This window comes from Streptomyces sp. NPDC054783, from assembly GCF_053611725.1.
On sequence record NZ_JBSHAY010000013.1, the window covers coordinates 115,330 to 137,149 of the forward strand.

At 72.4% G+C, this 21,820-nt stretch carries 25 protein-coding genes; 18 read left to right on the top strand and 7 right to left on the bottom strand.

The features are described 5' to 3' along the window. Positions 1 to 65: 65 nt before the first annotated feature. Positions 66 to 242 (bottom strand): hypothetical protein, encoded by a 177-nt coding sequence (locus tag ACWGJ5_RS23285; protein ID WP_228622693.1) that lies wholly within the window; start codon positions 240 to 242, stop codon positions 66 to 68. Between the two features lie 225 nt (positions 243 to 467). Here ACWGJ5_RS23285 and ACWGJ5_RS23290 point away from each other — a divergent pair, with 225 nt between their 5' ends. The 4 genes from ACWGJ5_RS23290 to ACWGJ5_RS23305 all read left to right on the top strand — a co-directional run bounded on the left by ACWGJ5_RS23290 (position 468) and on the right by ACWGJ5_RS23305 (position 4,345). Then, positions 468 to 1,685, top strand: a complete 1,218-nt coding sequence (locus tag ACWGJ5_RS23290; RefSeq protein WP_453311601.1) for an NYN domain-containing protein — start codon at positions 468 to 470, stop codon at positions 1,683 to 1,685. An 81-nt stretch (positions 1,686 to 1,766) separates the two neighbouring features. Continuing rightward, entirely contained in the window at positions 1,767 to 2,780 is a 1,014-nt protein-coding gene (locus ACWGJ5_RS23295) for an ABC transporter ATP-binding protein (RefSeq protein WP_453311602.1), read from the top strand. 76 nt (positions 2,781 to 2,856) lie between these two features. Continuing rightward, positions 2,857 to 3,678: an ABC transporter permease gene (locus ACWGJ5_RS23300; RefSeq protein ID WP_453311698.1), complete on the top strand. Its 822-nt coding sequence runs from the start codon at positions 2,857 to 2,859 to the stop codon at positions 3,676 to 3,678. Between the two features lie 34 nt (positions 3,679 to 3,712). Further along, the gene (locus ACWGJ5_RS23305; protein ID WP_453311603.1) at positions 3,713 to 4,345 is read left to right on the top strand and encodes an AAA family ATPase; all 633 of its coding nucleotides are present in this window, start codon (positions 3,713 to 3,715) and stop codon (positions 4,343 to 4,345) included. A gap of 31 nt (positions 4,346 to 4,376) precedes the next feature. Here the strand turns inward: ACWGJ5_RS23305 and ybaK are convergent, their stop codons facing one another. From ybaK to ACWGJ5_RS23325, 4 genes are all read right to left on the bottom strand, one after another. Next, positions 4,377 to 4,931, bottom strand: a complete 555-nt coding sequence (gene ybaK / locus ACWGJ5_RS23310; protein WP_453311604.1) for a Cys-tRNA(Pro) deacylase — start codon at positions 4,929 to 4,931, stop codon at positions 4,377 to 4,379. Between the two features lie 13 nt (positions 4,932 to 4,944). Continuing rightward, positions 4,945 to 5,685, bottom strand: a complete 741-nt coding sequence (locus ACWGJ5_RS23315; RefSeq protein ID WP_453311605.1) for an LON peptidase substrate-binding domain-containing protein — start codon at positions 5,683 to 5,685, stop codon at positions 4,945 to 4,947. 11 nt (positions 5,686 to 5,696) lie between these two features. Continuing rightward, a complete protein-coding gene (locus ACWGJ5_RS23320; RefSeq protein WP_453311606.1) occupies positions 5,697 to 6,749 on the bottom strand; it encodes a hypothetical protein in 1,053 nt (350 codons plus the stop codon). A 170-nt stretch (positions 6,750 to 6,919) separates the two neighbouring features. Continuing rightward, positions 6,920 to 8,497: an oxidoreductase gene (locus ACWGJ5_RS23325; RefSeq protein ID WP_453311607.1), complete on the bottom strand. Its 1,578-nt coding sequence runs from the start codon at positions 8,495 to 8,497 to the stop codon at positions 6,920 to 6,922. A gap of 163 nt (positions 8,498 to 8,660) precedes the next feature. On the opposite strand from ACWGJ5_RS23325, the gene hisD reads away from it, so the two are divergent. The 10 genes from hisD (at position 8,661) to ACWGJ5_RS23375 (ending at position 16,298) form a co-directional block, all read left to right on the top strand. Beyond that, positions 8,661 to 9,986 carry a histidinol dehydrogenase gene (hisD, locus tag ACWGJ5_RS23330; protein WP_228622677.1) on the top strand — a complete coding sequence of 442 codons (1,326 nt, stop codon included), beginning with the start codon at positions 8,661 to 8,663 and terminating at the stop codon, positions 9,984 to 9,986. After that, positions 9,983 to 11,083: a histidinol-phosphate transaminase gene (locus tag ACWGJ5_RS23335; protein WP_453311608.1), complete on the top strand. Its 1,101-nt coding sequence runs from the start codon at positions 9,983 to 9,985 to the stop codon at positions 11,081 to 11,083. The genes hisD and ACWGJ5_RS23335 overlap by 4 nt, the downstream gene beginning before the upstream one ends. A 2-nt stretch (positions 11,084 to 11,085) precedes the next feature. Further along, entirely contained in the window at positions 11,086 to 11,679 is a 594-nt protein-coding gene (gene hisB, locus ACWGJ5_RS23340) for an imidazoleglycerol-phosphate dehydratase HisB (protein WP_030783530.1), read from the top strand. Between the two features lie 4 nt (positions 11,680 to 11,683). Further along, positions 11,684 to 11,848: a hypothetical protein gene (locus ACWGJ5_RS23345; protein ID WP_228622673.1), complete on the top strand. Its 165-nt coding sequence runs from the start codon at positions 11,684 to 11,686 to the stop codon at positions 11,846 to 11,848. Next, a complete protein-coding gene (gene hisH / locus ACWGJ5_RS23350) occupies positions 11,839 to 12,489 on the top strand; it encodes an imidazole glycerol phosphate synthase subunit HisH (protein ID WP_453311609.1) in 651 nt (216 codons plus the stop codon). The genes ACWGJ5_RS23345 and hisH overlap by 10 nt, the downstream gene beginning before the upstream one ends. 3 nt (positions 12,490 to 12,492) lie before the next feature. Beyond that, the gene (priA, locus tag ACWGJ5_RS23355) at positions 12,493 to 13,218 is read left to right on the top strand and encodes a bifunctional 1-(5-phosphoribosyl)-5-((5-phosphoribosylamino)methylideneamino)imidazole-4-carboxamide isomerase/phosphoribosylanthranilate isomerase PriA (RefSeq protein WP_453311610.1); all 726 of its coding nucleotides are present in this window, start codon (positions 12,493 to 12,495) and stop codon (positions 13,216 to 13,218) included. Then, positions 13,215 to 13,610 (top strand): RidA family protein, encoded by a 396-nt coding sequence (locus tag ACWGJ5_RS23360; RefSeq protein WP_365716670.1) that lies wholly within the window; start codon positions 13,215 to 13,217, stop codon positions 13,608 to 13,610. Before priA ends, ACWGJ5_RS23360 begins: the two co-directional genes overlap by 4 nt. Before the next feature lie 6 nt (positions 13,611 to 13,616). Then, complete coding sequence (hisF, locus tag ACWGJ5_RS23365) at positions 13,617 to 14,372, top strand: imidazole glycerol phosphate synthase subunit HisF (protein ID WP_453311611.1); 756 nt, start codon at positions 13,617 to 13,619, stop codon at positions 14,370 to 14,372. Positions 14,373 to 14,456: 84 nt separating this feature from the next. Continuing rightward, the gene (locus tag ACWGJ5_RS23370) at positions 14,457 to 15,044 is read left to right on the top strand and encodes an ArsR/SmtB family transcription factor (protein WP_453311612.1); all 588 of its coding nucleotides are present in this window, start codon (positions 14,457 to 14,459) and stop codon (positions 15,042 to 15,044) included. A gap of 12 nt (positions 15,045 to 15,056) precedes the next feature. After that, on the top strand, positions 15,057 to 16,298 hold the full coding sequence (locus tag ACWGJ5_RS23375; protein WP_453311613.1) for an MFS transporter: 1,242 nt from the start codon (positions 15,057 to 15,059) through the stop codon (positions 16,296 to 16,298). Positions 16,299 to 16,458: 160 nt separating this feature from the next. Here the strand turns inward: ACWGJ5_RS23375 and ACWGJ5_RS23380 are convergent, their stop codons facing one another. Next, positions 16,459 to 17,094, bottom strand: a complete 636-nt coding sequence (locus tag ACWGJ5_RS23380; RefSeq protein WP_453311614.1) for a TIGR03085 family metal-binding protein — start codon at positions 17,092 to 17,094, stop codon at positions 16,459 to 16,461. 83 nt (positions 17,095 to 17,177) lie between these two features. On the opposite strand from ACWGJ5_RS23380, the gene hisI reads away from it, so the two are divergent. Continuing rightward, on the top strand, positions 17,178 to 17,642 hold the full coding sequence (hisI, locus tag ACWGJ5_RS23385) for a phosphoribosyl-AMP cyclohydrolase (RefSeq protein ID WP_453311615.1): 465 nt from the start codon (positions 17,178 to 17,180) through the stop codon (positions 17,640 to 17,642). Positions 17,643 to 17,653: 11 nt separating this feature from the next. Next, a complete protein-coding gene (locus ACWGJ5_RS23390) occupies positions 17,654 to 19,132 on the top strand; it encodes an anthranilate synthase component I (RefSeq protein ID WP_453311616.1) in 1,479 nt (492 codons plus the stop codon). Positions 19,133 to 19,138: 6 nt separating this feature from the next. Here ACWGJ5_RS23390 and ACWGJ5_RS23395 read toward each other — a convergent pair whose 3' ends face one another. Continuing rightward, entirely contained in the window at positions 19,139 to 20,356 is a 1,218-nt protein-coding gene (locus ACWGJ5_RS23395; protein ID WP_453311617.1) for a S53 family peptidase, read from the bottom strand. A gap of 260 nt (positions 20,357 to 20,616) precedes the next feature. Between ACWGJ5_RS23395 and ACWGJ5_RS23400 the strand changes: the two genes are divergently transcribed. Further along, entirely contained in the window at positions 20,617 to 21,255 is a 639-nt protein-coding gene (locus ACWGJ5_RS23400) for a TIGR02234 family membrane protein (RefSeq protein ID WP_453311699.1), read from the top strand. Between the two features lie 170 nt (positions 21,256 to 21,425). Next, positions 21,426 to 21,686: an HGxxPAAW family protein gene (locus ACWGJ5_RS23405; protein WP_351618557.1), complete on the top strand. Its 261-nt coding sequence runs from the start codon at positions 21,426 to 21,428 to the stop codon at positions 21,684 to 21,686. Positions 21,687 to 21,820: the final 134 nt, after the last annotated feature.

Below are 21,820 nucleotides of genomic sequence, written 5' to 3' on the forward strand. Positions count from 1 at the left end.
CACGCGCGAAGGGGCGCACCCGTCAAGGGTGCGCCCCTTCTGTGTGCCTGGGCTTCAACTGCCCGTTAGTTGTGGCCGAAGCTCTTCCGCTTCTTGCCGGCAACATCCGCTGGGCTGCCCTGGATGTGCGACACCGGCGACTCGTGCGCCTCCGTCTGCCGCTGCGCGTGCTCCTGGCTCTGCTCGGCGTGCGACGCGCGGTTCTGCGGGCCGGCCTGCTTGCGGTTCTTGTTCTTGGCCATGGTGATCTGCCTCCTGTGGGGGATCTAGGGGCCAGGGCCGGGACCAGATTCACATACGCTGACATCAATCGCATGTCGGATAATTACCGTGCGTGACAGGGTCGGTGGGCCGACGGGATCCGCAAACGCCACGCCGAAGATCGAGTTCGGGCCGTTAACCCCCGCGCCGTCGGGCAGACTCGAAGGAAGTCCGAAGCAAAACCTCCCGGGAAGAGGGTGAGTCGCGTGGACCGCTGCATCGTCCTGGTGGACGCCGGGTACCTGCTGGGAGCCGCCGCCAGCCTCCTCGCCGGTGAGCCCTCACGGTCCCGGATCACCGTCGACCACACCGCGCTGATCCAGGCCTTGCGGGTACGTGCCGAGTCGGAGACCGAGCGCCCGCTCCTGCGCATCTACTGGTTCGACGGCGCCCCCGACCGTGTCCCCCAACCGGAGCATCGTCGCCTGCGCGTGATGCCCCGCGTCACCGTCCGGCTCGGCGCCCTCACCCGCAGCGACGGACGCTGGGCGCAGAAGGGTGTGGACGCCGCCATGCACGCCGAGCTGACCGAACTGGCCCGCAACCGGGCCTGCTCCGACGTCGTCCTCGTCACCGGCGACGGCGATCTGCTGCCCGGCATGATGGCCGCCAAGGAGCACGGCGTCGCCGTCCACCTGTGGGCCGTACAGGCCGCCGACGGCGACTACAACCAGTCGGAGGACCTGGTCGCCGAGGCCGACGAGCGGCGCGTGCTGGACCGTGCCTGGATCACCCAGGCCGTCCGCGCCAAGGAACTGACCGGCGTCTGCGCCCCGCCGCCCGCACCCCGGCCCGAGATCGCCGCGATCCTCTCCGCCCCGCTGCCCGAGTCCGCGCTCGCGGCGGCGGCCGAGCGGCCGGCCGAACAGAGCGCGCCCCAGCCGGCCGCGGCGGTGACGGAGAACGGCACCCAGGAGCGGGCCGGCGGGCACAAGGGCGTCCCCACTCCCAAGGACCTCGCCGCACTGCGCGCCCCCGGCGCCCAGTCCGCCCAGCAGCCGGCGACGGCGACCCTGCGCTGGTCCTCCGACAAGGGCTGGGTGGACCGGCCGGGCGTGGTCGCCGAACCGCCCGAGGTCGCCTCCATGCCGACGCTCGCCCAGCTCACCACGGCGGAGCAGCGGTGGGCCGACCGCGAGGAGGACATCACCACCGTCGGCGGCGACCCCTACGAGGTGGGGCAGGTCTTCGCCCGCCGCTGGATGTCCCGGCTCGGCGACCCGGGCCAGCTGCAGAAGCTCTCCCAGCTGTATCCGCGCATCCCGCACCGCATCGACGGAGAGCTGCTGCGCTACGCCGCGCGGTTCGGGCTGCTCGCCCACAAGGACGACCAGATCGACGAGCACGACCGCTACGCCATTCGGGCGGGGTTCTGGCGGGAGATCGACGTGCCGGCGGCGGCGGAGAGCGCCACGGGGGAGTGACGGCGGGCAGTTCTTACCTGCCGAGTACAGAAGTGCCCCCAAAGGCGAGTAAAGGGCCACGACCCCGTACTCTCGTCCCTTGTGAGTACGCGCGCGGCACAGGCACCTCGGTATGACGAGGTCGTACGCGTGCGCGGGCTCAACAAGACCTATCCGGCGGTGAAGGGACGGCGCGGTGCGCCCGGCACCCCCGAGGTGCGGGCCACCGACGGGGTCGAACTGGACGTGCGGCGCGGCGAGGTCTTCGGGCTGCTCGGGCCGAACGGCGCCGGCAAGTCCACGCTCGTACGGCAGCTCACCGGGCTGCTGCGGCCGGACACCGGCAGCGTCGAGATCCTCGGGCACGACATCGTCAGGCACCCGGAGCGGGCCGCGCGCCTCCTCGCCTACCTGGGGCAGGAGTCCTCCGCGCTGGACGAGCTGACCGTCTCCCTCGCCGCCGAGACCACCGGACGCCTGCGCGGCCTGGACGTGAGGCGGGCCCGGGCCGAGCGGGACGCCGTGCTGGAGGAGCTGGGGCTCACGCCGATCGCCGGGCGGGCGCTGAAGAAGCTGTCCGGCGGGCAGCGGCGGCTCGCCTGCTTCGCCGCCGCACTGGTCGGTGAGCGGCCGCTGCTCGTGCTGGACGAGCCGACCACCGGCATGGACCCGGTGGCCCGGCGCGCGGTCTGGGCGGCCGTGGACCGGCGGCGCGCCGAGCACGGTACGACCGTGCTGCTGGTCACCCACAACGTCATCGAGGCCGAGACCGTGCTGGACCGGGTCGCCGTCATCGACCAGGGCCGGGTGATCGCCTGTGACACCCCGGCCGGGCTGAAGGAACGGGTCGCCGGGGAGGTGCGGGTCGAGCTGGTGTGGCGGGACCGGGCGCCGCTTCAGGTGCCCGAGGTCGCCGCGCTGCGCGAGCGCGCCGTGGAGTCCGGCCGGCGCTGGACGCTGCGGCTCGCGCCCGAGGAGGCCCGCGCCGCCGTCGCCACCGTGACCGGCGGTGCCGCCTTCGCCGCGCTGGACGACTTCACGCTCGCCACGCCCAGCCTGGAGGACGTCTACCTGGCCCTCGGTGGTGCGGCCCGGCAGGGGTTGGTGAAGGCGTGAGCGCCGCGGACGTACGGTGCGTATGGGTCTGTACGCCGGTCTGCGCGACTGCCGCAGGGAAGAGGAGCAGCTCGACGTGAGTGTCGTACCCGCGGAGGTCCTGCCGGGCGGTGCCCAGGCCGTGCCGGAGACGGCACGGGGCGCGGCCGAGCTCGGGCCGGCCGTGCGGCTGTGGCCGTCGCTGGCGGCCGTCTACCGGGCGCAGCTGTCCCGGGCCCGGGTGGCGCGGATCCCGCTGCTGTTCGTGGCCACCTTCCAGTCCGTCGGCATCGCCGTGATGATGCGGGGTGTCGTCGACAGCGGCAGTGAGGCCCAGTCCGTGGTGGCGGGGTCGTCGGTGCTGGTCGTCGCGTATGTGGCGCTGAATCTGCTGTCGCAGTACTTCGGGCAGCTGCGGGCGAGCGGCGGGCTCGACCACTACGCCACGCTGCCGGTGCCGCCCGCGGCCGTGGTGCTGGGCGCGGCGGCGGCGTACGCCTCCTTCACCGTGCCGGGGACGCTGGTGACCGCCGTCTTCGGGTGCGTGCTGTTCGGCCTGCCACTGGGCAATCTGTGGATCCTGCTGGCCGTGATCCCGCTCGCCGGGGCCGCGCTGGCCGGGCTCGGCGCAGCCTGCGGGCTGCTCGCCCCGCGGCCCGAGCTGGCCACGCTGCTCGGGCAGCTGGGCATGTCGGCGGCGCTGCTGCTGGGTGTGCTGCCGGCCGACCGGATGCCGGAGATCGTACGGCTGGCACGCGATCTGCTGCCGTCGACGTACGGCGTGGAGGCGTACGCCCGCACCTTCGGGGCCCATCCGGACTGGGCCGTCGTCCTGGTCGACCTGGGGGTGTGCGCGGGTGTCGGAGTCGTCTCGCTGGCCGTGGCGGCCCGGGCGTACCGCAGGGCCGCCGTCCGGTGACGCGGCCCACAGCGCGACCTGGCACGATGTCAGGGTGACCGCACCGCTGACTCCACCACCGCACGAGAACTCCGCACACGACGTCCGGCAGGCGCCGCCGCCTGTCGGGGCGCCGGGCTCGGGCGGGTACGAACAGGACGGCCCCGGGATGAAGACCGAACTGCGGGACGCCGCCGTGATAACGGTGGCCATGGCGTTGGCCGGGGTGCTGCTGGGGCTGCTGTGGTGGTGGCTCGCGCCGCATGTACCGCTGGTCGGCGACGTGGCCGACAAGAGCTGGGTCGTGTACCTCAAGGACAGCGAGGGTGAGCAGGCGGTGGGGGTGGACGGCACGTTCGCCCTGCTGGGCCTGGGGTTCGGGCTCGTCAGCGCGGTGGCCGTCTTTCTGCTGCGGCGGCGCGGGGGCGTGCCGCTCGTGGTGGCACTCGGACTCGGGGCGCTGCTCGGGTCGGTGGTGGCGTGGCGGCTGGGGATGTGGCTCGGGCCCACGTCCGACGTGCTGGCGCACGCCAAGCAGGCGGGGAAGGGGATCACCTTCTCGGCGCCGCTGAAGCTGGGAGCCAAGGGGGCGTTGCTGGCTTGGCCGCTGGGTGCGCTGCTGGTCCACCTCGGGCTCACGGCGCTGTTCGGGCCCCGCGACCCCGAGATGCCGTACCCGCAGGCGTAGCCCGGGGCCGGGCCCCGGGCCCCGTGTCGCTTCAGCCCCGCCCGACGGGCGCCAGCACCGCTCCCGTCAGCTTGGCCAGGTCCGTCGGAGCCAGTTCCACCTCGAGGCCCCGACGGCCCGCCGACACGCAGATCGTCTCGTGGGCCTCGGCCGAGTCGTCCAGGACCGTCGCCAGCCTCTTGCGCTGGCCGAGGGGCGAGATGCCGCCCCGCACGTACCCCGTCGTCCGCTCGGCGAGCGTCGGGTCGGCCATCGTCGCCCGCTTGCCGCCCACCGCCGCGGCGAGGGCCTTCAGGTCCAGGGAGCCGGACACCGGGACCACCGCCACGGTCAGGGTGCCGTCGACGTCGGCCACCAGGGTCTTGAAGACGCGGTCGGGGGACACGCCCATCGCCTCCGCCGCCTCCTCGCCGTAGGAGGGATGGGAGGGGTCGTGGTCGTAGGAGTGCACCGTGAAGGCCACGCCGGCCGAGGACAGGGCGACCGTAGCGGGGGTGCGGCCCGCCCGTCGCCCGCCACCATCCCTGTTCGAATGCGCTTCGCGCGCCCCTTCGATTCCGTGCTGCTTCTTCGGCTTCTTCGCCATCGGCCGTCTTTCCTCAGTTCAGGCTCGTCGGCGCCCGCGTCAGCTCGAACGCGGGCAGCGACGGAAGACTACGGATGATGGCCGTCTCGGCGCGAAGGAGTTTCAGCTCGTCACGGAGCCGGGACGCGGTGTCGGGGGCTTGGAGAAGCCGCTGCTTGGTAGGCGTGTCGTGCACCATTGCCGCCGCCACCAGGTAGGAGACCACCGACGGGTCGTCGGGCAGCTCCGCGCCCGTCGACAGCGAGCGCTCGCGGGCGCCCGCCAGCCGCTTCTGGTACTGGCGGAAGGAGCGCAGCACCCCCTCGGCCAGCGCGCCCGCCTCGTCGCCCGGCTCCTCCGGCAGTTCCTCCAGCTCCGCCGTCAGGAACGGGCCCGACGCGTCGACGGAGAGCAGCCGTACCCGGGTCGTGCCCGTCGCCAGCACCTCGAACGTGCCGTCGGCCCGCTCCCGGATGGTCGCCGCGTCCGCCACACAGCCCACCTGCTGGAAGGCCTTGAGGGGGTCGGGGCCGAAGCCCGCGGCCGGTCCCCGGTCGGGCTGTGCCGTGGGATCCGGCATGCCGGGGGCGCTCGGCGCCACCTCGTAGCCGTCGCGGATGGCCACGACGGCGAACCGGCGCGGCTCGTCCTCCGGTGTCTTGAGCAATTCGCGCATCATCGCGCGATAGCGCTCCTCGAAGACGTTCAGCGGCAGCACGAGCCCCGGGAACAGCACCGTGTTCAGCGGGAAGAGCGGGAGACGGACGGTGGTCACGACGCACCAGCCTAGTGGTCACCGGCACCGGCGTGTCCGCCGTGTTCGCCGACGCGGTCGGGGGAGACCGGGATCAGCCCGGCCGGGGCGGGCGGGGAAGCCGCCGTCAGCAGGTGCTCGCGCAGCCGCAGGAAGTGCCCGAGCGGATCCTCGGAGAACCGCTCCCAGGGGAAGGACGTGGCATACGGCCCGATCAGGCGCAGCTGGTCGCGTGCGTCCTCCCAGCGGTCCAGGCGCATCAGGACGTACAGGAGCTTGTTGCGGATCTCGGCGGGCCACGGGTCGGTCGCCGGGAAGCGCGCGGAGAGCGCGATCGCGCGGTCGGCGGCCGTGTGCAGACGGGCGCGTGCCAGCTCGGGGCCGTGGCCGTCGGTCAGGTAGCCGAAGGCGGCCCGGGCCGGCAGCGCCTGGAGGGGCGAGTCGGCCGGGGCGTCCTGGGCGGCCCGCTCGGCGAAGTCGAAGCAGGCGCCGTGGGAACCGCGCCGGAAGGTGGCCAGGTAGCGCAGGGCGGCCACATGGCAGCCGTAGTGGTGCGGGGCGCGCCGCACCGCCGCCTCCCACAGCTCCTCGAAGTACCGGTGCCCGGCGCGCGAGCCGCGCGCGTGGTCCAGCGCGATCCGCCAGGGCACCGGGTCGCGGTCGTCGGCACGGGCGGCGGCGGTGATCAGCGGGCTGACCTCGCGCAGCAGCTCGGCGCGGGCCGGCGAGGGCCAGGCGCGGTTCACCGCCAGCTGGGCCCCGACCAGCAGCGCGCCGGGGTCCTCGGAGGCGTTCGCGCGCCAGGCCTCGAACCACTCCGGGCGCGAGCGGGCGAAGGCGGCCAGGCGCCGGGCGTACCGGTCGTGGTTCTCCCACTCGGCGCCGGCGCGGGTGGTCGCGAGCAGGTCGGCGGCGGCCCGGTACTCGCCCCGGCCGGCCCCGACCAGCGCGGGCGAGAGCCGGTCGTCGGGCGCGTCGAGCACGACCTCGTCCCCGGCCGGCTGTCGGCCGGCCGGGCGCGCGGAGCGTTTGGTCATCCGGGTCGGGCGGATGAACGAGGGAAGCGCAACCATGGTGCCGACCATTGAAAGACCGCAGGTCGGCGCAGCGCCAGAGGGTGTGGGGAAGTCGCGGAAAGTTGTACGGTCCAGGGTCAAGGACCGGTAAAAGGTGACTGTTCAACTTTTGTTCGGGTCGTCCGGATCCGCGTGGTCCCGGTCGGTTTCGTCCCGGTCCGGTTCGTCTCCCGTCCGCGTCAGCTCCGCCGCAGCAGTCGGGTCGCCCCCGCCGCCACCGTCGTGGCCAGGATCCAGCCGAGCAGGATCATCACCGCCGCCAGCCACTGCCAGCCGCCGCGCAGCTGCCACTGGCCGACCTGGCCCAGGTCGATCACCGGCAGCAACAGGTCCAGGGTGAACAGGGCCGGGCTCCAGTACGGGTGGGTGTCATGGTTCATCGGCGGATGGTCCGCATGGGTGAACGCCAGCGTGCCCGCCGCCCACAGCACCGCCATCCACACCGCGGCCCGGCCGGGCCGGTAACCGTAGGCGACCGTCCAGTCCTGGACGTATCCCCAGACCTTCGCGGCCGGCGGCAGCGTCTCGCGGCGCCGGCGCTGCTTGGCGAGCAGCACCTCCCGCGCGTCCTCGTCCTCCCCTGCGCCCCGCAGCACGGCCGCCAGCCGCTCGTACGGCTCCGGGGCGTACTCGGCGGTGGCCGCCGCCACCCAGTCCAGCCGGCCGGTCAGCGGGAACGGACCGCGCGGGACGAGGTTCTCGTAGACGAACCCGCCCATGTGCAGACTGCCGGGGCCCGGCCAGCTCGCCGCCCGGTCCACCAGGCTGACGATCCGCGCGCCGGACAGCACCACCTTGCCGCGCTGCGGCCCGTCCCCGAGGAAGCGCAGCTCCGAGGCGTGCACCCGGCGCAGCGACAGCTCCTGGTCGTCGGTGAGGGTGAACCAGGCCCGTTCGAAGTCGACGGCGTCCCCGAACCGTCCGTCGTCCAGCCGTATCCCACCCCGGCACTCGAAGCGCTGGATCCGCGTCCCGCGCGCCGGTGTCGTGCCGCTCAGCAGCGGGCTGCCCACGCCGGCCGGGGTCAGGTACAGGGTGCGCTCGACGGTCAGCTGGGGTGCGTTCAGGGCGTAGCGGGAGTAGGGGTTGTCCAGGTTCGCGCCGCGCAGGCTGAGCGACACGCCGACCTTGGCGCCGCGCAGCCGCAGCTCGCCGTGCGACTGCAGCATCTCCGCCTGCAGGTCCTGGCCGACGGTCATGCCGTCCGCCGAGATCGACCGCCCGCTGCGGTCCCGGTACGCCACCGCCTCGTTGAGCATCAGATCGGTGCCGATGCGCGCGTCCGTCAGCCGGGCCCCGTTCTGGAACCGGCAGCGCGGCAGGTGCAGGTCGCCCTCGGTGTGCACCCGGGCCGCCTCCAGCCGGGGCACCGCGCAGTCCACCATGCGCAACGTCGTGAACCGGGCCTCCGGCAGCAGGACCTCCTCGTCGAAGCGGCAGCCGCGCAGCTCGACGTACGGCCGTACGGTGCCGCCCGAGAGGTCCAGCGTGCCGGCGATCCGCACGCCGGTCAGCTTCAGCGAGGACACCCGGCCCGCGAGCGCCGGCGGGCCGTCAAGCAGCAGCCAGGCCACGATCCGCGCCCGCACCGTGCGCTCCGGACCCCAGGGGTGTCCGCCGTGCGGATCGTCCACCACGGCGTCCCCGCAGCCCAGGTCGTACACGCTGCCGTTGCGGAAAGCCTGCCACATGCCCGCCTCGGCCGCGGTCAGCTCGTCCGGCAGGTCCCCGGCGACGATGCCGGCCCCCTCGGTCACCTTTGTCCTCTCCCGGTCCAGTGCTTTCGTACAGCCGTTCATGCCCGCTCAGTGACTGCCGGAACACTAGAGGTGAAGAAGATCTTCCGAGTTCCGCCACGTTCTGTATCAGCCATTGATACGCGCCCACGGCTCGTGACGGCGGTCTGAGAGAATTGGGACTGTGATTTCCCGAATCGATCTGCGCGGCGACGCCCTTCCCGAGGGCCTCGCCCTGCGCGACCTGCTGCCCCGAGCCGACTTCGACGTATCGGCCGCCCTGGAGAAGGTGCGCCCGATCTGCGAGGCCGTGCATCATCGTGGCGACGCGGCGCTGATCGACTTCGCCGAGAAGTTCGACGGAGTACGGCTGGAATCCGTCCGTGTCCCGGCCCGGGCGCTCACCGATGCCCTCAAGGCCCTCGACCCGGCCGTGCGCGCCGCGCTGGAGGAGTCCATCCGCCGCGCCCGCCTGGTCCACCGCGAGCAGCGCCGCAGCACGCACACCACCCAGGTGGTGCCCGGCGGCTCGGTCACCGAGAAGTGGGTGCCGGTCGAGCGGGTCGGGCTGTACGCGCCGGGCGGCCGGTCCGTGTACCCGTCCTCCGTGATCATGAACGCCGTACCCGCCCAGGAGGCCGGGGTCGGGTCGATCGCGCTCGCCTCCCCGCCGCAGGCCGACTTCGGCGGGCTCCCGCACCCGACGATCCTCGCCGCCTGCGCGCTGCTCGGCGTGGACGAGGTCTACGCGGCCGGCGGTGCCACCGCCGTCGCGATGTTCGCGTACGGCACCGAGTCCTGCCGGCCGGCCAACATGGTCACCGGCCCCGGCAACATCTGGGTCGCCGCCGCCAAGCGCTTCTTCACCGGCAGGATCGGCATCGACGCCGAGGCCGGCCCCACCGAGATCGCCGTCCTCGCGGACGACACGGCCGACCCGGTGCACGTGGCCTCGGACCTGATCAGCCAGGCCGAACACGACCCGCTCGCCGCCGCCGTCCTGGTCACCGACTCCGTCGAGCTGGCGGAGGCGGTGGAGAAGGAGCTGGAGCCGCAGGTCGCCGCCACCAAGCACGTGGAGGACCGGATCGTGCCCGCGCTCAGGGGCCGGCAGTCCGCGATCGTGCTGGTCGACGGCATCGAGGAGGGTCTGCGCGTGGTCGACGCCTACGGCGCCGAGCACCTGGAGATCCAGACCGCCGACGCGGCCGCGGTGGCCGACCGGGTCAAGAACGCGGGCGCGATCTTCATCGGCCCCTGGGCGCCGGTCTCGCTCGGCGACTACGCGGCCGGGTCCAACCACGTCCTGCCCACCGGCGGCTGCGCCTGCCACTCCTCGGGCCTGTCCGTCCAGTCCTTCCTGCGCGGTATCCACATCGTGGACTACACGCAGGACGCGCTCGCCGAGGTCGCCCATCACGTGGTGACGCTGGCGGAGGCGGAGGACCTGCCGGCGCACGGCGCCGCGATCAAGGCGAGGTTCGGCTGGAAGGTACCCGAGAGCAAGTGACCGGCATCGACGATCTCCCCGTACGGGACGAGCTGCGCGGCAAGTCCCCTTACGGCGCGCCCCAGTTGGACGTCCCCGTACGGCTGAACACCAACGAGAACCCCTACCCGCTGCCCGAGCCGCTGGTCGAGCGGATCGCGGAGCGGGTGCGCGAGGCCGCCCGCGACCTGAACCGCTACCCGGACCGGGACGCGGTCCAGCTGCGCACCGAACTGGCCAAGTACCTGACGAAGACGGGCAAGTACCCGCTCGGCATCGAGAACGTGTGGGCCGCCAACGGCTCCAACGAGGTCATCCAGCAGCTGCTGCAGACCTTCGGCGGGCCGGGCCGTACGGCCATCGGCTTCGAGCCGTCGTACTCGATGCACGCGCTCATCGCGCGCGGCACCGGCACGGGCTGGATCTCCGGTCCGCGCAACGAGGACTTCACGATCGACGTCGCGGCTGCCGTCGAGGCGATCGCCGAGCACAAGCCGGACGTCGTCTTCATCACCACCCCCAACAACCCCACCGGCAACGCGGTCCCGCCTCGGACGGTCCTCGCGCTGTACGAGGCGGCGCAGGCGGCCAAGCCGTCGATGGTGGTCGTGGACGAGGCGTACATCGAGTTCAGCCACGGCGCCTCGCTGCTGCCGCTGCTTGAGGACCGGCCGAACCTGGTCGTCTCCCGCACGATGTCCAAGGCGTTCGGCGCGGCGGGCCTGCGCCTCGGCTATCTCGCCGCCGACCCGGCGGTCGTGGACGCCGTCCAGCTCGTCCGGCTGCCGTACCACCTGTCGGCGATCACCCAGGCGACCGCCCTGGCCGCGCTGGAGCACACCGACACCCTGCTGGGGTACGTCGAGCAGCTGAAGGCGGAGCGGGACCGGCTGGTCGCCGAGCTGCGTGCGATCGGCTACGAGGTCACCGAGTCCGACGCGAACTTCGTGCAGTTCGGGCGGTTCGCCAACGCCCACGAGGCCTGGCAGAAGATCCTCGACCGGGGCGTCCTGGTCCGGGACAACGGCGTGCCGGGGTGGCTGCGGGTGTCCGCCGGCACCCCGGAGGAGAACGACGCGTTCCTCGACGCGGTACGGGATTTGAAGAAGGAGCTGTGAGCATGAGCCGCGTAGGACGCGTGGAGCGTACGACCAAGGAGACCTCCGTCCTGGTCGAGATCGACCTCGACGGCACCGGCAGAACCGACATCGCCACCGGCGTCGGCTTCTACGACCACATGCTCGACCAGCTCGGCCGGCACGGTCTGTTCGACCTGACCGTGAAGACCGACGGCGACCTGCACATCGACTCCCACCACACCATCGAGGACACCGCCCTCGCCCTCGGCGCCGCCTTCAAGCAGGCGCTCGGCGACAAGGTGGGGATCTACCGCTTCGGCAACTGCACCGTGCCGCTGGACGAGTCGCTCGCCCAGGTGACCGTGGACCTGTCCGGCCGCCCGTACCTCGTGCACACCGAGCCCGAGAACATGGCGCCGATGATCGGCGAGTACGACACCACGATGACCCGGCACATCCTGGAGTCCTTCGTCGCCCAGGCGCAGATCGCGCTGCACGTGCACGTGCCGTACGGGCGCAACGCGCACCACATTGTGGAGTGCCAGTTCAAGGCGCTGGCCCGGGCGCTGCGTTACGCCTCCGAGCGCGACCCGCGCGCGGCCGGCATCCTCCCCTCCACGAAGGGCGCGCTGTAAACCCATGAACGGTCTGTCGACCCTCCTGATCGTCGTCGGTCTCTTCCTGGCCGGCGGCATCATCTCCTTCGTCAAGCAGAAGATGCCGACGAGCCTCATCGTGCTGCTCTCGATCGGCGCGGCCATGTGCCTGGTCGCGGGCGTCATGCGGCTGGGGGTGTGGAATTGAGCAGTGGCAGCAAGAAGGTCGTGGTCTTCGACTACGGCTTCGGCAACGTCCGGTCCGCCGAGCGTGCCCTCGCGCGCGTGGGCGCCGATGTCGAGATCACGCGCGACTTCGACAGGGCGATGAACGCCGACGGGCTGCTCGTGCCGGGCGTGGGTGCCTTCGCCGCCTGCATGCAGGGCCTGCGCGCCGCCCGCGGTGACTGGGTGGTGGACCGCCGGCTGTCCGGAGGCCGGCCCGTGATGGGCATCTGCGTCGGCATGCAGATCCTGTTCGCGCGCGGCATCGAGCACGGCGTGGAGGCCGAGGGCCTGGACGAGTGGCCCGGCACGGTCGCACCGCTCCAGGCCGACGTCGTGCCGCACATGGGCTGGAACACCGTCGAGGCGCCCGCCGACTCGGAGCTGTTCGCCGGCCTCGACGCCGACGCCCGCTTCTACTTCGTGCACTCCTACGCCGTCCACGACTGGCAGCTGGAGTCGCACAACCCGCTGATCGCGGCCCCCAAGGTGACCTGGTCGACGCACGGCAAGCCGTTCGTGGCCGCCGTGGAGAACGGTGCCCTGTGGGCCACGCAGTTCCACCCCGAGAAGTCCGGCGACGCCGGCGCCCAGCTCCTCACCAACTGGATCGGAACCCTGTAGACCATGGCCAAGCTCGAACTCCTCCCCGCCGTCGACGTCCGCGACGGCCAGGCCGTCCGCCTCGTGCACGGCGAGTCCGGGACCGAGACGTCCTACGGCTCCCCGCTGGAGGCCGCCCTCGCCTGGCAGCGGTCCGGCGCCGAGTGGCTGCACCTGGTCGACCTGGACGCGGCCTTCGGCACCGGTGACAACCGTGAGCTGATCGCCGAAGTCACCAAGGCGATGGACATCAAGGTGGAGCTGTCCGGCGGCATCCGCGACGACGCCTCGCTGGCGGCCGCCCTGGCCACCGGCTGCACCCGCGTGAACCTCGGCACGGCCGCCCTGGAGACCCCCGAGTGGGTCGCCAAGGTGATCGCCGAGCACGGCGACAAGATCGCCGTCGGCCTGGACGTGCGCGGCACCACCCTGCGCGGCCGTGGCTGGACCCGCGACGGCGGCGACCTCTACGAGACGCTGGAGCGCCTCGACAAGGAGGGCTGCGCCCGCTACGTCGTCACCGACATCGCCAAGGACGGCACTCTCCAGGGCCCGAACCTCCAGCTGCTGAAGAACGTGTGCGCGGCGACGGACCGCCCGGTCGTGGCGTCCGGCGGCGTGTCGTCCCTGGACGACCTGCGGGCCATCGCCGAGCTGGTACCCCTCGGTGTCGAGGGCTCCATCGTGGGGAAGGCCCTGTACGCGAAGGCGTTCACCCTGGAAGAGGCCTTGGAGGCTGTGTCGTCATGACGTCCGAAGCCGTGCGGCGCGTGCAGAGCGGAAGTCCCTGGGAAGAGAGTTTCGGTTTCGCACGTGCCGTCGCGGCGGGGGACCGGGTGCTGGTGGCGGGCACGACGTCTTTCCGGGGCGATGTGCTGTACGGCGAGGGCGACCCGTACGAACAGGCCAAGGTGGCCTTCACCAGCGCCATCGAGGCGATCGCCGAGTTCGGGCTCGGCATCGGGTCCGTGATCCGGACGCGGATGTACCTGACCCATGTGCGGGACGTGGACGCCGTTGGCCGGGCACACAAGGAGATCTTCGACTCCGTACGCCCGGTCTCGACCCTGCTGGTCGTGGAGGGGTTCGTCGATCCGCGCATCCTGGTGGAAGTAGAACTTGAAGCATTCAGAGGAGCCTGAGCAGTCATGACCCTGGCGGTCCGAGTCATCCCCTGCCTGGACGTGGACAACGGCCGGGTCGTCAAGGGCGTCAACTTCCAGAACCTGCGCGACGCGGGCGACCCGGTCGAGATGGCCAAGGTGTACGACACCGAGGGCGCCGACGAGCTGACGTTCCTGGACATCACCGCGTCCTCGGGCAACCGGGAGACGACGTACGACGTGGTGCGGCGCACCGCGGAGCAGGTGTTCATCCCGCTCACGGTCGGCGGCGGCGTCCGTACGGCCGAGGACGTGGACAAGCTGTTGCGGGCGGGCGCCGACAAGGTGGGCGTGAACACCGCGGCGATCGCCCGGCCCGAGCTGATCCGCGAGATCGCCGAGCGCTTCGGCCGACAGGTGCTGGTGCTGTCGGTGGACGCCCGCCGCACCGAGTCGGGCTCCTTCGAGGTCACCACGCACGGCGGCCGGCGCGGCACCGGCATCGACGCCGTCGAGTGGGCCCACCGGGCGGCCGAGCTGGGCGCGGGCGAGATCCTCCTCAACTCCATGGACGCGGACGGCACCAAGGACGGCTACGACCTGGAGATGATCGCGGCGGTCCGCAAGCACGTGACCGTCCCGGTGATCGCCTCGGGCGGCGCGGGCAAGCTGGCCGACTTCCCGCCGGCGATCGCCGCCGGCGCCGACGCGGTCCTGGCGGCCTCCGTCTTCCACTTCGGCGACCTGCGTATCGGCGAGGTGAAGCGGGCGCTGCGGGAGGCGGGGCATCCCGTGCGCTGACGCCGCGCTGAGCTTGGGCAGACACGAAAGAGAAGTTGCGCAAAATCTGTTGTGCAACTTTTCTTTCGTATCTACGGTGAGCGCATGCCGAGCAAAGAGAACCGCCGGATCACGGACGTGGGCACCCTCAAGGCCCTTGCGCACCCGCTGCGCGCCAACCTGTACCGGCTGCTGTGCATGGAGCGGGTGGCCACCGCCTCCCAGTTGGCCGAGCACGTGGACGAGGCGGTGTCGCTGGTCAGCTACCACCTGCGCAAACTCGCCGACCACGGGCTGATCGAGGAGGCCCGGCCGCAGACGGCGGACGGGCGGGAGCGCTGGTGGCAGCCGGCGTCGGACGGGGTGAGCATCCGGGACGAGGACTTCCGGGGTGAGCCGGGAAAGGCCGCCGCACACCTCGCGGCCACGCGTCTCTTCCACGACCAGCGGGCCGATCAGTACCGCCGCTACCTGGACGAACGCCCCACCTGGGGGCCCGAGTGGAACACCGCGTCCGTGGACACGGAGTCGTGGCTGCGGCTGACGCCGGCGGAACTCACCGCGCTGAAGGACGAACTGGAAGCGGTCCTGCGCAGGTACGACGAGCGGGGTCAGGCCGCCGAGGCCGCGGGCGAGACCGGGGGACGCGAGCACGTCGCCCTCTACCTGTACGGCTTCCCGTTCCGCGGCTGAGAGGCCCCTCCCGTGACCGCCACGCTCCCACCGCCGGCGACCGCGCCGCAGGCCCACCGCGACCCCGACGTCCGGCGCTGGCTCGCCGCCTACACCTCCTCGATGCTCGGCGACAGCGTGTACTACCTCGCCCTGTCCTGGGCCGCCGTACAGGCCGGAACGCCCGCGCAGGCCGGTCTCGTGATGTCCGCGAGCGCGCTGCCCCGGGCCGTGCTGATGCTCGGCGGCGGAGTGCTCGCCGACCGGTTCGGGCCGCGCCGGGTCGTCATCTGCAGCGACGCCGTGCGCTGTGCGGCCGTCCTCGCCGTGGCGGCACTGCTGTTCCTGACCAGCCCGGGGCTGTGGCCGCTCGCCCTGCTGGCGCTGGTCTTCGGCACGGTCGACGCCGTGTTCATGCCCGCCGTGGGCGCCCTGCCGGCCCGTCTCACCGAGAAGGGCCAGCTCGCCCGGGTCCAGGGGATGCGCGGCCTCGCGATCCGGTTCGCCGGCGTGGTCGGCGCCCCGCTCGGCGGGCTCGGCGTGGCCGTCGGTGGTGCCGCGGCCGCGTTCGCCCTCGCCGGTCTGCTCATCGCCGTCTCGGTGCCGCTGCTGCTCTCGGTGCGGGTACGGGAGCTGCCGAAGGACGACACGCCGGAGGTGGCGGGAACCGCCTGGAACGACCTCCGCGCCGGTCTGCGCTACATCCGCCGCCACCGCGTCCTCGCCCCGCTGATGCTGGCCATCGCCCTCGGCGACCTCGGTTTCGTCGGCCCCCTGAACGTCGGTCTGACCCTGCTGGCCGAGCGGCGAGGCTGGGGTGCCTCCGGCATGGGCTGGGTGCTGGCCGGGTTCGGGGTCGGGGCCGCAGCCGCCTCGCTGCTGCTGACGGTCCGGGGGCGGGTGCCGCGTGCGGGGCTCGTCACCGGGGCGGCGTGTGTCGCGGGGGCCGTGGCCATCGGCGCTCTCGCCTTTGTGCCCGCACTCGTCGCCGCCGTCGGTGTGGCCCTGCTCGTGGGCCTGCTCGCCGGGCTCAGCGGCGCCCTGTGCGGGGCCCTGCTGCAGACCCAGGCCGACCCCGCCTACCTGGGGCGGGTCACGGCCGTCTCCAGCTTGGTCAGCCTCGGCCTGGCCCCGCTCAGCATGCCGCTCGCGGCCGCCGCGACCGGCGCCTTCGGACTCGGGCCGGTCTACGCCGTCAGTGCCGGCGTCTGCGGTCTCGGCGGGGTCGTCGCCCTCGTCGTACCGTCCCTGCGCCGCGCGGAACTCCCGGGCTGAGCACGGGACACTCCTTCGGCCGGACCAGCTGTACCAGATGGCCGGAGGTGTCCACGAACACCGCCGCCGGCACCGGCTTCTGCTCCTGCGGATGCACGGGTCCGGCCGGGCGCCCGGCCCTGGTCGCCGGGCGGCCGCTCTCGGCTGCCCGTTCGCGGGCTCAGATACCCAGTTGCCTCGACTCGTTCAGCTTGGTGATCGCGTCCGCCTCGCCCTCGACCTCCACCTCGGCCGTGTTCTGCCGGCCGAAGGCGAACATCAGCAGCTCCGACGGCTCGCCGGTCACCGTCACCACCGGTGCGCCCCGGTGCGCCACCGCCGTCTGGCCGTCCGGGCGGCGCAGCACCAGACCCGTCGGCACACCCCGGGCCACCAGGCGCGCCGTGCGCTCCAGCCGGGACCACAGGGCGTCCTGGAAGACGGAGTCCAGCTCGCGCGGGGTCCAGTCCGGCTGCGCGCGGCGGACGTCCTCGGTGTGGACGTAGAACTCGACGATGTTGGCCGCCTCGTCGACCTGCTTGAGCTGGAACGGGGAGAACCGCGGCGGGCCGGTACGGATCAGCTGGATCAGCTCCTCGTACGGCTTCGCGGCGTACTCGGCCATCACCTTCTCCAGGCGCGGCGCGAGCTGCTTGATCAGCGTGCCCCCGGCCGCGTCCGGGCGGCGCTCGCGCACGATGACATGCGCGGCCAGGTCCCGGGTCCGCCAGCCCTCGCAGAGGGTGTCGGCGTCCGGACCGACGGTTTCCAAGAGGTCGGCGAGCAGAAGCCGTTCACGCTTGGCGAAGGTCGACATGGGATCAGCCTACGACCAGCCGCTCAGTCCGCGCAGTGGACACGGCACCGGCGTTGTCGTACCCGCGCGGCACAATGGCACCCATGACCAGTACGACCGGGACTCCCGCCCGTCGCCCGACCACGGCCCCTCAACGAGGCGCTTCGCGCCACAGTGTTCCCCCCAGCAGCCTCGACCCGGAGATCGCCGCCCGCCTCAAGCGCAGCGCGGACGGTCTCCTGCCCGCCATCGCCCAGCAGTACGACACCGGTGAGGTGCTCATGCTCGGCTGGATGGACGACGAGGCGCTGCACCGCACGCTGACCACCGGCCGCTGCACGTACTGGTCGCGCAGCCGCCGGGAGTACTGGGTCAAGGGCGACACCTCGGGCCACGTCCAGTGGGTGAAGTCGGTCGCGCTGGACTGCGACGCCGACACCGTCCTGGTCAAGGTCGACCAGGTGGGCGCGGCCTGCCACACCGGCGCACGCACCTGCTTCGACGAGGACGTGCTGCTGAAGGACGCCGACACCGACGCCGATTCCGCCGCTCCGGCATCTGATCAGTAAGGTCGGCCGCCATGGACCTCGAGACCTTCCGCAAGCTCGCCACCGACCGGCGCGTCATCCCGGTGACCCGCAAGCTCCTCGCCGACGGCGACACCCCGGTCGCGCTGTACCGCAAACTGGCCGCCGAGCGCCCCGGCACCTTCCTGCTGGAGTCCGCGGAGAACGGCCGCTCCTGGTCCCGCTACTCCTTCGTCGGCGTCCGCTCCGCCGGGACGCTCACGGAACGCGACGGACAGGCCCACTGGCTCGGCACCCCGCCGGTCGGTGTCCCCGTCGACGGCGACCCCCTGGCGGCCCTGCGCGCCACGATCCAGGCCCTGCACACCCCGCACGAGGACGGCCTGCCGCCCTTCACCGGCGGCATGGTCGGCTATCTGGGCTACGACATCGTCCGCCGTCTGGAGAAGATCGGCCCCGGCGAGCGCGACGACCTGCGGCTGCCCGAGCTGACCATGCTCCTGACCAGCGACCTCGCCGTCATGGACCACTGGGAGGGCTCGGTCCTGCTGATCGCCAACGCGATCAACCACAACGACCTCGACACCGGCGTGGACGAGGCCTACGCCGACGCGGTGGCCCGGCTCGACGCCATGGAGGCCGACCTCACGCGAGCGGTCGCCCAGCCGCCGGCCGTGCTGCCGCCGTCCGAACTGCCCGAGTACACCGCGCTGTGGGGCGGCCCGGACTTCCAGGTGGCCGTGGAGGACATCAAGGAGCGCATCCGCGCGGGCGAGGCCTTCCAGGTCGTGCCCTCCCAGCGCTTCGAGACCCCGTGCACGGCGAGCGCGCTGGACGTCTACCGGGTGCTGCGGGCCACGAACCCGTCCCCGTACATGTACCTGTTCCGCTTCGACGGCTTCGACGTCGTCGGCTCGTCCCCCGAGGCCCTGGTGAAGGTCGAGGACGGGCGGGCGATGGTCCACCCCATCGCCGGCACCCGGCCACGCGGGACCACCCCGCAGGAGGACCAGGCCCTCGCCGAGGAGCTGATGGCCGACCCCAAGGAGCGTGCCGAGCACCTGATGCTCGTCGACCTCGGCCGCAACGACCTCGGCCGGGTCTGCGAGCCCGGCTCGGTCGAGGTGGTCGACTTCATGTCGATCGAGCGCTACTCGCACGTGATGCACATCGTCTCGACCGTCACCGGCAAGGTGGCCGAGGGCCGCACCGCCTTCGACGTCCTGACCGCCTGCTTCCCGGCGGGCACCCTCTCCGGCGCCCCCAAGCCCCGCGCGATGCAGATCATCGACGAACTGGAGCCGTCCCGCCGCGGCCTGTACGGCGGCTGCGTCGGCTATCTGGACTTCGCGGGCGACTCCGACACCGCGATCGCCATCCGCACCGCCCTGCTGCGGGACGGCACGGCATACGTGCAGGCCGGAGCCGGCATCGTCGCCGACTCCGACCCGGTGGCGGAGGACCAGGAGTGCCGCAACAAGGCGGCGGCGGTCCTCCGCGCGGTGCACACGGCCAACAGGCTCAACTCATAGCAGAGTTCAGCCGGTGAACGCGGCGGTGCCGTTCGGGGTGCCGAGCCCCGTCGGCCCGTCGTACCCGGTGGCGCCGGTGCACAGGTACGAGCCGCCGCAGCTGCCGTTGGAGCCGCTGGTGACGTCGTTCAGCGCCGAGGTGTGGGCGTACGGGAAGGACGCCGGGTAGGAGCCGGCGGACGGGGTGCCGGCCAGCGCGTAGGTCGCCGCGATCAGCGGGGAGGAGGCGCTGGTGCCGCCGAAGACCATCCAGCCGGAGCCCTGCTGGTAGGTGTCGTACACCGCGACACCGGTGTTGGGGTCGGCGACCGCCGAGACGTCCGCGACCGTACGGTTCGCGCAGCCGGAGTCCGTCTGCCAGCTGGGCTTGGCGTCGTACGCGGAGCAGCCGGAGCCCGCCCCGCTCCACACCGTGTCCGTCCAGCCCCGGGAGTTGGAGGCCGTCTTCAGGGACGTACCGCCCACCGCCGTCACGTACTTGGACGCCGCCGGGTACTCGACGCCGTAGCCGTTGTCACCGGAGGAGACGGTGATGGCGACGCCCGGGTGGTTGAAGTAGCTGGAGTCGTAGGTCGCGTCGCTGGAGGACTCGGAGCCGCCGTAGCTGTTGGAGACGAACTTCGCGCCCAGCCTGACCGCGGTGTTCACGCTCGTGCCCAGGTTGGTCATGCTCGCCGAGCTGGCCTCCACCAGCATGATCTTGCAGTTCGGGCAGGCCGCGCTGACCATGTCGAGGTCGAGGGAGATCTCCTCGGCCCAGCCGGAGTTGCCGCGCGGGTACTTGGTGCCGCCGTTCTGGTCCACCTTCTTGAAGCAGCCATTGGCGGTGGTGCAGGCGGACAGGCCGTACTGGGAGCGGTAGACGGCGAGGTCGGACTCGGCGTTCGGGTCGTCGTAGGCGTCGACGATCGCCACCGTCTGGCCCGAACCGCCGCCGGCGGAGGGCAGGTTGTACGCCGCCTGCAGCGAGGCGGGGCCGTAGCCGGAGGGTGCGGCGGCCGCCGTCAGGTCGCTCTCGGCGTGCGCCGACTTCGGGGTGCCCGAGGTGACCTTGAGGGCGTTACAGGCCATCTCGCCCTTCTTCGTCGGGGCGGCGCAGGCGTGCGCGACGCTGACGCCGTGGGACGAGGTGGTGGCCTGTGCCGCCTGGCCGACCGGGGCGGCCAGGGCGAGAGCGGCCGTGGCGAGCGTGGCCACGGCGGTGAGGGAAGTGGTTCTGCGCAACGTACGTCCTCCACGAAATGGGTGAACCGGGAAGGGCTGTGGGGGGTGCGCGGTGCCACCACGGCGCGGGGTGTCGCGCCGAGGTCGCGCAGAACGTACGGATGTCGGGGCCGCGTCAACAAGATGGATGTTGAAGCACGAACGTTGCTTTGCCCTTCCTGGCGAATTCATGTGCCGTTCCTGGGCGCGTCATGCCCAAGATCTGGGACACCGATGGGTTGACGGACCCGGGTGTCGGTTCGCCCGGGGTTCAGGCGATAGTGGTGTACGTGACTGCCGTACCTGACCCCCGTACCGAAGCCGCCGGCTCCGCCCGGTCCGGCCGGCGGAGCCTCGCCGTGGCCCTCCTGTGCGGTGCGCTCGGCGCGGCCGTGGCGCTGCTCGCGACCCGGCAGCGCTGGGCGGAGGGCACCGCGACGGTGGCCGGCGGCGCGTTCCCGCTCACCGTCAAGGGCAGCGACGTCACGGGCGTCCCCGCGGCCCTCGCCATAGTGGGCCTCGCCGCGCTCGTCGCCGTCTTCGCCGTCCGGCGGGCGGGCCGCCTGGTCGTCGCCGGACTGCTCGCCCTCTCCGGCGCCGGCATCGTGGCCGCCGCGCTCGTGGCCGCCTCCGACACCTCCGCGCTGGACGACAAGGCCGCCCAGGCCAGCGGCGACACCTCCGCCACCGTGGCCGCGCTCAGCCACACCGGGTGGCCCTACGTCGCGGCCGCGGGCGGCCTGCTGATCCTGCTGGCCGGTCTGCTGGCGCTGCGCTACGGCAGCCGGTGGCCCGCCATGTCCGGCCGCTACGAGCGCGGCACCGACCGTCCGCGCCGCACGGCCCGCCCGGTCGACCCGGAACGGCCCGAGGAGATGTGGAAGGCGCTGGACCGGGGCGAGGACCCGACGGGCGCCTGACGCTCGCCGCGGGTGTGGCGAAACAGACGCCACCCCCACGTCCGGCACACGCTCGGGTACGGGACAATGGACGAAGAGCGTCCGGCTCGAACAGTGACGGTCGGGCTCGGAGCCGTACGACACGTACGCCGCTCTTCTGGGACACGTACACAGCAACGAGGAGCACAGACATGGCGGGCAGCAGCCACGGCCACGGTCACACCCCGGCCGCCTGGACCGGTGTCATCATTTCCTTCATCGGTTTCCTGGTCGCGGGCGCCTTCATGGTGATGGGCCAGCCGGTCGGCTTCTGGGCCGGCATGGCGCTCATCCTCGGCGGCGCGGTGGTCGGCGGCATCATGCGCGCCATGGGTCTCGGCAACACCCCGAAGCCCCTGAAGATGGTCGGCGCCCCCCTCACGACCGGTGAGCCGGCCGGCGCGGAGAGCTGAGCGCACACACCGCTTCCCAAGGGGCGGCCCGGTACTCGGACAGAGTGCCGGGCCGCCCCTCGTGTTCTTGGGGACCCCACCCGGCGGACCGGCGCGCGTGCTGCCGCCCTGCCGGGGACAATGTTCATGTGAAC

Bases quoted from the DNA above. Each gene is read 5' to 3' on its own strand.
- ACWGJ5_RS23285 (WP_228622693.1), bottom strand. From the start codon at position 242: ATGGCCAAGAACAAGAACCGCAAGCAGGCCGGCCCGCAGAACCGCGCG.
- ybaK (WP_453311604.1), bottom strand. From the start codon at position 4,931: ATGGCGAAGAAGCCGAAGAAGCAGCACGGAATCGAAGGGGCGCGCGAA.
- ACWGJ5_RS23320 (WP_453311606.1), bottom strand. From the start codon at position 6,749: ATGGTCGGCACCATGGTTGCGCTTCCCTCGTTCATCCGCCCGACCCGG.
- hisB (WP_030783530.1), top strand. From the start codon at position 11,086: ATGAGCCGCGTAGGACGCGTGGAGCGTACGACCAAGGAGACCTCCGTC.
- ACWGJ5_RS23345 (WP_228622673.1), top strand. From the start codon at position 11,684: ATGAACGGTCTGTCGACCCTCCTGATCGTCGTCGGTCTCTTCCTGGCC.
- priA (WP_453311610.1), top strand. From the start codon at position 12,493: ATGGCCAAGCTCGAACTCCTCCCCGCCGTCGACGTCCGCGACGGCCAG.
- ACWGJ5_RS23360 (WP_365716670.1), top strand. From the start codon at position 13,215: ATGACGTCCGAAGCCGTGCGGCGCGTGCAGAGCGGAAGTCCCTGGGAA.
- hisF (WP_453311611.1), top strand. From the start codon at position 13,617: ATGACCCTGGCGGTCCGAGTCATCCCCTGCCTGGACGTGGACAACGGC.
- ACWGJ5_RS23370 (WP_453311612.1), top strand. From the start codon at position 14,457: ATGCCGAGCAAAGAGAACCGCCGGATCACGGACGTGGGCACCCTCAAG.
- ACWGJ5_RS23380 (WP_453311614.1), bottom strand. From the start codon at position 17,094: ATGTCGACCTTCGCCAAGCGTGAACGGCTTCTGCTCGCCGACCTCTTG.
- hisI (WP_453311615.1), top strand. From the start codon at position 17,178: ATGACCAGTACGACCGGGACTCCCGCCCGTCGCCCGACCACGGCCCCT.
- ACWGJ5_RS23390 (WP_453311616.1), top strand. From the start codon at position 17,654: ATGGACCTCGAGACCTTCCGCAAGCTCGCCACCGACCGGCGCGTCATC.
- ACWGJ5_RS23405 (WP_351618557.1), top strand. From the start codon at position 21,426: ATGGCGGGCAGCAGCCACGGCCACGGTCACACCCCGGCCGCCTGGACC.